Annotated in this window: 7 protein-coding genes and 1 tRNA gene; 3 read left to right on the top strand and 5 right to left on the bottom strand. The window is 65.0% G+C overall.

Features of this window, described 5'->3' with window-relative positions:
* Nucleotides 1-70 precede the first annotated feature (70 nt).
* The 4 genes from BG35_RS0104825 to BG35_RS0104810 form a co-directional block, all read right to left on the bottom strand.
* Nucleotides 71-1,366: a competence/damage-inducible protein A gene (locus BG35_RS0104825; protein WP_025781938.1), complete on the bottom strand. Its 1,296-nt coding sequence runs from the start codon at nt 1,364-1,366 to the stop codon at nt 71-73.
* Nucleotides 1,356-2,651, bottom strand: coding sequence for a glycosyltransferase family 4 protein (locus BG35_RS10345; protein WP_071994787.1), 1,296 nt, complete (start codon nt 2,649-2,651; stop codon nt 1,356-1,358). Before BG35_RS10345 ends, BG35_RS0104825 begins: the two co-directional genes overlap by 11 nt.
* 57 nt (nt 2,652-2,708) lie before the next feature.
* Nucleotides 2,709-3,962, bottom strand: coding sequence for a serine hydroxymethyltransferase (glyA, locus tag BG35_RS10340; RefSeq protein ID WP_173399735.1), 1,254 nt, complete (start codon nt 3,960-3,962; stop codon nt 2,709-2,711).
* Between the two features lie 144 nt (nt 3,963-4,106).
* Nucleotides 4,107-4,180 (bottom strand) — tRNA-Arg (locus BG35_RS0104810).
* Between the two features lie 140 nt (nt 4,181-4,320).
* Between BG35_RS0104810 and BG35_RS0104805 the strand changes: the two genes are divergently transcribed.
* Together BG35_RS0104805 and BG35_RS0104800 are read left to right on the top strand one after the other, a co-directional pair.
* The gene (locus tag BG35_RS0104805; RefSeq protein WP_025781937.1) at nt 4,321-4,578 is read left to right on the top strand and encodes a hypothetical protein; all 258 of its coding nucleotides are present in this window, start codon (nt 4,321-4,323) and stop codon (nt 4,576-4,578) included.
* Between the two features lie 68 nt (nt 4,579-4,646).
* A complete protein-coding gene (locus BG35_RS0104800; RefSeq protein WP_025781936.1) occupies nt 4,647-4,898 on the top strand; it encodes a hypothetical protein in 252 nt (83 codons plus the stop codon).
* A gap of 26 nt (nt 4,899-4,924) precedes the next feature.
* Here BG35_RS0104800 and murJ read toward each other — a convergent pair whose 3' ends face one another.
* Complete coding sequence (gene murJ, locus BG35_RS0104795; protein WP_025781935.1) at nt 4,925-6,595, bottom strand: murein biosynthesis integral membrane protein MurJ; 1,671 nt, start codon at nt 6,593-6,595, stop codon at nt 4,925-4,927.
* Between the two features lie 49 nt (nt 6,596-6,644).
* Here murJ and BG35_RS10335 point away from each other — a divergent pair.
* On the top strand, nt 6,645-7,108 hold a 464-nt coding region (locus BG35_RS10335; RefSeq protein ID WP_173399734.1), incomplete at its 3' end, for a DNA/RNA nuclease SfsA.

Raw genomic sequence — 7,108 nt, 5'->3', positions numbered from 1 at the left:
TCCCGCCTGTTTGATGCCCAATGGCTGGCCGCAGCGGGGGCTACGGCAACCACGTTCATAGGGGGCGGCTTTAACTCCAGGGGGTTTCCAGTTCGAGACCCAAAAGCTGGCGCCGCAGCAGATCCAGGCTGGCGCCCACGCTGACGGATTGAATCCAGCGGCGGCCACGGCTGGAGTTGAACCGCTTGGTGACCGTGACGGCGCCCTGCCCACTGGCCACGGCGAACACCACAAGCCCCACGGGTTTGCCGGCACTCCCCCCGCCGGGTCCTGCGATGCCGGTGACCGCCACACCCCAGTCCGCCCCAAGACGATGGCGCACCCCGATGGCCATGGCTTTGGCAACCGGGGTGCTCACGGCCCCATGGCGTTCCAGATCAGTGGCGGCCACGCCAAGCAGCTTGTGCTTGACGGCGTTGGCATAGGCCACGATGCCTCCCGGCACAACGGCTGAACTGCCGGGAACCGCTGTGAGGGCTGCCGCCACGCCGCCACCGGTGCAGGACTCGGCAACAGCCACGGTTTGCCGGCGCTCCATCAGCAGATTCAGCACCACACTGGCCAGGCTGTCGTCATCCCACCCATAGAAGCTGCTGCCCCCCAGTTTCATCAGCCGCGCCTGGGTGGGTGCGATCAGGGCCTCGGCCCCTTGGCTGGTTTCCGCACAGGCTGTAATTCTGAGCTTCACCTCGCCCGTGCCGGCATAGGGGGCAACGGTGGGATTGGTTTGGGTCAGTTCAGTGGCGGCGGCCTCCGCCAGCCGGGATTCACTCACCCCCCAGAACCGCAGGATGCGGCTCATCACCACGCCACGGCCATAGGACTCCTGCTGCAGCCAGGGCACAGCGGTTTGCCGCCACATGGCGTGCAATTCAGCGGGCACGCCGGGAAAGGTGAGAATGACGAAGCCCGGTTGCGGCTCCCAGATCATGCCCGGAGCGGTGCCGGTGGGGTTGGGAATGACGGTGGCGCCCTTGGGCAGCAGGGCCTGTTTGCGATTGCCGGCCGGCATCGGTTGCCCCCTGGTTCTGTAGCGGGCGGCGATGGCGGCCAACACCTCCTCCCGCAGTTCCAGGGGTTGGCCAAAGAAGCTGGCGATGGCCTGGGTGGTGAGGTCATCGGCGGTGGGGCCCAGACCACCGGTGGTAACGAGAAGCCGACAACGACCGCTTGCTTCCCGCAACGCTTCCTGCAGCCGTTGACTGTTGTCTCCCACCACCGTCTGGCGGAAATGGGGAATGCCCAAGGCCGCCAAGGCTTCCGCCAGCCAGCGGGCATTGCCGTTGAGGATGTTGCCCAGCAACAACTCGCTGCCGATGCAAAGCACCTCTGCCCCTTCCCTTGGGCGACCCTGATCAGGGTCCATGGGCGCCGTTGCGATGGGATGACACGATCTTGACTGATTCGGTCTGAGGGGGTTGTTGGGTTGAAGGGCGATTGGTTGCCGCCGGGACCGCCTGTGACTCTTCCTGCGGAAGGGATGTCTGGGGATGGGCTTCCTGGGCCGTCCCGCCACCTTGCTCTCCCTGCGATGGCGGATCATCAGCCCCGTTCACTGTCACCCGCTCCCGACCACTGCGCAGGAGCAACCAGATGAGCAAGGCCGTCGCCAGGCTTAACCAGAGGAAACGATTGCCCACGTTGGTCACCACCAGGGCCAGACAGACCAGCCACTGGGCAACGGCATAGATCAGAAAGACGGTATGCCGATGGCTGAACCCTGCCCGCAATAGACGGTGGTGCAGATGACGTCGATCCGGGTAGAAAGGGGATCGACCTGAACGCAGCCGACCCATCACTACGGCGGACATGTCCGCCAGGGGCAGGAAGAGAATCACCAGGGGCAACAGAAGGCTGACTCCGGCAAACTCCTTTGCCGGACCAATAATGCTGATGGAGGCCAGGGCAAAACCGAGAAAGTAGGATCCCCCGTCTCCCATGAAGATCTGCGCCGGGTTCAGGTTGTAGCGCAAAAACCCCAGGCAGGTTCCCGCCAGGGCCGCGGCCAGCAGTGTGGGGGCCAGGGCAACCTGGTCGTTTACGTAGAAGGTGACAACCGTAAGGCCCACCGCCGCGATGCCGCCAACCCCTGCCGCCAACCCGTCAAGCCCGTCAATCCAGTTGATGGCGTTGGTAATGCCCACCAGCCACAGCATCGTTACCAGCAAACTGAAGCCCGTAGAGAAGTGCAGCACTTGGCCGCCCGGATAGAGGTCAACGGCGCTGATGCGGACGCCCGTTTCCCACGCCATGGTTGCAACCAGAAGCTGCACGAAGAGGCGGGGCAGTGGAGGCAGCGAGAAGAGATCATCCACCAGGCCGATGCAGAAAAACGCCAGTGATCCCCCGATGGCCGTCCAGATCAGCACCTCCTGATTCCTGGGCAGAACGCCAAAACCTCCACAGGCCCAGATCACAGCCAAAGCCAGGCTGAATCCCAGCACCATGGCAATTCCCCCAATCCGCACCACGGGTGTCTTGTGCTGCTTACGGATGTCGTCGGGCCGGTCCGTGAGGCCCAATCGCAACCCCACCCCCCGCACAAGCGGAACAAGCAAGGTTGTGATCAGCACGGAAAGACCAAACACAAACAGGCTGAAGCTCCAGGGGCTGGCAACGCTGGCGAGGATGTCTGCCATCTCAGCAGCCATGGCGAGTGGAATCTGAAGGATGCGGCAGACGCGGTTGAGTGGCCATGGGCGCGGGAATTACAACGGGAAACGACGGCATAGTTCATCCACCCGCTGGCGGCAATGGTGCAGCACCTCTTCACTGTCCGGGTTCTGGAGGCGATCCGCAATTACCTCCGCCACCTGCCGGAATGCCGCCGCGTCAAACCCCCGGGTGGTCATGGCGGCGGCGCCCAGGCGGATCCCGCTGGTGACAAAGGGGGACTCGGGATCAAAAGGGATGGTGTTCTTGTTGACGGCCATCTTCACGTCACTGAGCAGGGCATCGGCCCGTTTCCCGGTCATGCCCAGGGAGCGCATGTCCACCAGCGCCAGATGGTTGTCCGTTCCCCCGGATACCAGCCGCATGCCGCGCTCCTGCAGCCGTTGGGCCATGGCTTGCGCATTGGTCACAACCTGCCGGGCGTAGCGGCGGAAATCGGGGGTAAGGGCTTCCCCCAGAGCTGCGGCCTTGGCGGCGATCACGTGCTCCAACGGTCCCCCCTGACAACCGGGAAACACGGCTTTGTCCAGGAGTTTGCCCCGGTCGGTGTCGTTGCACAGAATCAGACCTCCCCTGGGACCCCGCAGGGTCTTGTGGGTGGTGGTGGTCACCACATGGCAGTGGGGCAGAGGGCTTGGGTGGACCTCCGCCGCCACCAGTCCGGCAATATGGGCCATATCCGCCAGCAGATAGGCCCCCACCTCGTCGGCAACGGCCCGAAAGGCGGCAAAGTCGATGATGCGGGGATAGGCCGAGAAGCCACAAATGATGAGCCGGGGTTTGCACTCCATGGCCAGGCGGCGAATGGCGGCAAAGTCCAGGCGCTCCGTCTCCGGATTCACGCCGTAATGCACCGCCCGGAACCATTTACCGGAGACGCTCACCGGTGAACCGTGGGTCAGGTGGCCGCCGTGGGACAGGTCCATGGCCAGGATGGTGTCCCCCGGATTCAGCAGCGCCAGAAACACCGCGAAATTCGCCTGGGCGCCGCTATGGGGCTGCACGTTGGCCCATTCCGCCTGGAAGAGGCGCTTGGCCCGGCTGATGGCCAGGGATTCCACCGCGTCGATATGCTCACAACCGCCGTAGTAGCGCTTCCCGGGCAACCCCTCCGCGTACTTGTTGGTGAGAACCGTTCCCTGGGCCTCCATCACGGCCCTGGAGGCAAAGTTCTCGCTGGCGATCAGTTCAATGTGCTCCTGCTGGCGTTGCTCCTCCTGCCTGATCAGGGTGGCCAGGTCGGGATCACTCTCCTGCAGGGAGTGGTTGCGGGCGGCGCGGGTGGTCAGGCTCAAGGGTGTTCACGGCATGCTCCTTTGAATGGTAAATCTGACGGGAAAACCGCGGCATTCTTGCTTGAACCTTTACGGACGCCCAAACACGCCCAAGCACACCGAAGCCGCCCATGACGGGGCGGCCGGGAGGGGGCTGAACGGGCCTGGAGAGATTCGAACTCCCGACACCCTGATCCGTAGTCAGGTGCTCTAATCCACTGAGCTACAAGCCCATCAGGTACCCCCAGGCGCCAACGGCAACCTGACGGTAGTTGATTATGCACCCAGGCAACTCCGGGCGTCAAGTCCACGGGGTTGGCCCGTTGCCGGGGCGCTGCCGGAGAGAATGGACCTGCGCTGTTGTTGCCCCACCATGCCTTTGCGTTGGATCGGTGAACCGGATCCTGCGGATCCCCGCTATCAGGATCTGGAACGGCGGGTCAATCTTGCCCTGCACGGGGCTCTCTACGCTGCCCTCAACTCCGGCCTCTGGTTCATCCAGTTGTTGCGCCATCCCTGGCCCCGTCTGGGCTGGTTCAGCCTGGTGTGGCTTCTGGCGCTGCTGGTTCATCTGGTGGTTGTGGCGCAACGGCGGATCCGCCGTTGCGCCCCTGACGGCAAGCCCGGCTGACTGGGCCGGAAGCCGTGGGTCGGGGGCCAGAGTTGCCGATAGGGTTGGGCAGCAACCACAGGTTCGTCATGCTGATCGTTGAGATCGTCAACACCCGGGAGGTGTTGCGCAAGCACCTTGGGCCGCTGGGGGACCGTCTCGTTGGCTCCGTCCTTGACCATGAGGCGCAAGTGGAGAAAGCCGTGATTCAAGAACTGGAGAAAGCCTTGAAGTCTTCTGGTATCGAAGCCAATATCCTGTCTGTGGAGGACATGGATCTCATGGGAAGTCGTCTGGAGGTTCCCCTCAAGTTGCGGGAGCGACGGCAGGTGATCCCCTGACGGCGGGCAAGCGGCGGCGCCAACGATCAGTCCGCCTCCGGTCCGGGGGCGGGGTTGCCACGATCCCTGAGGCGGCGGCGCAGCAGTTGCAACAGCGCCTCCGCTTCCGCCACCCGCAGGCGCTGGGCCAGAAAGCCGTAGCTCACCAAGCCCAGGCCTGCAGAAATAAGGAGTTCCAACACACCGCCCACAAATCCCCGGGGCCAGCCCACCAGTCGACTGGCCAGCACGGCCGCCAACGCCCCTGCGGCTGTGGCCGCCAGCAGGGCCAGCCCGTCCCGCAGCAGCGGCCGCCAGGGCAATGATTGCCCGTGCCGCTTCAGGCTGATCATCAGGGCCAGGGTTGCGCTCACGTTCACACCCATGGTGGCCAGCACCAGTCCCGCCGCCCCGAAGTTGAAGGGCAGCAGCGGCCCGGCCGGGGTCGGTCCCCCGATGAGACTCCAGTCCAGAACAACATTGAGGCCGATACTCACCGCCGCAATACGAAAGGGGATGACGGCATCTTCCAGGGCATAGAAGGCCCGCACCAACACATCTCTGGCCAGGTAGGCGGGCATTCCCAGTCCATAGGCCACCAGCAGGGTCCCTACCAGTTCCGCCGCCCGGGCGTCAAAGGCGCCGTGGCCGTAGATGGTGCGGATCAGGGGTTCCGCCAGCACCATGAGCATTGCCCCCATGGGCAACATGGCGGCAATGCTCACCATGAGGCCCCAGCGCAGTTGCCTGCGGAAACCCTCCCCGTCGCCAGCCCGCGCCAGGCGGGACAGGGCCGGCAGCAACGGCACCAGCACCATGCTGGAGACAATGCCCAGTGGGGTTTGCACCAGGAGATTGGCATAGGTCAGACCGGCGGCCACCCCCGCCCGGGGCAGAAGGGACGCAAAGAACAGGTCCGTAAAGACGGCGATGTAGAGCATTCCCGAGGACAAGGTGGCGGGACCCATCACCCGCAGCACCTCCCATACCCCCGCATCCCGCCACTGCCAGCGCAGCCGTGGCCAGCCCAGCCCCAGGCGACCCATGGCCGGCAACTGCGCCAGCCACTGCAAGAGCCCGCCGGTGGTGGTGGAAATGCCCAGAACGATGCCCCCCAATACAGCCTGCTCAGGGGCGCCGATGTCTGCTCCCAGTTGCCACCAAAGCCAGCCCAGGCCCACCAGAACCGCGCCGCTGGACAACAGGGGGCTCAGGGAGGGAAGCCAGAACGCATCCGCCGCATTGAGGGCGCCGAAACCCAGACCCACCAACCCCGCCGCCAGCGCCAGGGGCGCCATGAGCCGCACCTGAAGCACGGCCAACTGGCGAACGGTCTCCTTCCCCGCCAGGGCCAGACCGGGGGCGGTGACGTCAACGACCAACTCGGCGCCCAGAAACAGCGCCAGGGTCACCAGCGCCAGCGCCACCCCCACCATGGTGCTGACGTTCTCCAGAAGCCGGCGGGCCTGTTGACGGTCTCTCTTGGCCAGCACCGAGACCATGGCGCTATGGAAGGGGCCGTTGATCCCCCCCAGCAGGATCAACAGGAATCCGGGCGCCACGTAGGCATAGTTATAGGCGTCATAGGCGGGGCCAATGCCGAAGGCTGCCGCCAGGGCCAACTGGCGCGCCAAGCCCCCCAGTTTGCTCAAACCGGTGGCGGCTCCGACGATCAGCCCGATCCGGCCGAGGGAACGCGCAGGCGGGGAGTGGACCATGGGGGCTGTCACTGGGGCAGGATAGCCGGGTGTGCAAAGGGAGTCGGGAATGGGTCGGACAGAGGCGGAGACGGAGACGGAGACGGGGCAATCACGCCGGGTGCTGTGCTTTGCCCCCCTCGCTGAAGGGATCTTGTTGCGGCGCTACCGGCGCTTCCTGGCGGATGTGCGGCTGGCGGACGGGACCGAGGTGACGGCCCACTGCCCCAACACGGGTCCCATGACCGGTGTCTGTCAGGCGGGATCCCCGGTGCGCATCCGCCATGACCCCAGCCCCCACCGCAAACTGGCCTGGACCTGGGAGCAGATTCAGGTCCGCGGCGACGGTGGACAGCCCGAGTGGGTGGGCATCAATACCGCCCTGCCCAACCGTCTGCTGGAGCAGGCCATCCGTCAAGGGAGGCTGGACCCCCAGCTTGGCCCCTACGAAACCATCCGCCGGGAGGTGGCCTACGGCCGCCAGAAAAAGAGCCGCATCGACCTGCTGCTTGACGGCGGAGAGCAGCCCGTCTA

It is taken from the genome of Candidatus Synechococcus spongiarum SH4, from assembly GCF_000586015.1.
Classification (GTDB): Bacteria; Cyanobacteriota; Cyanobacteriia; order PCC-6307; family Cyanobiaceae; genus Synechococcus_B; species Synechococcus_B spongiarum_F.
Note: the sequence above shows the minus strand (reverse complement) of the source record. Positions and strands in the feature narration are given on the sequence as shown.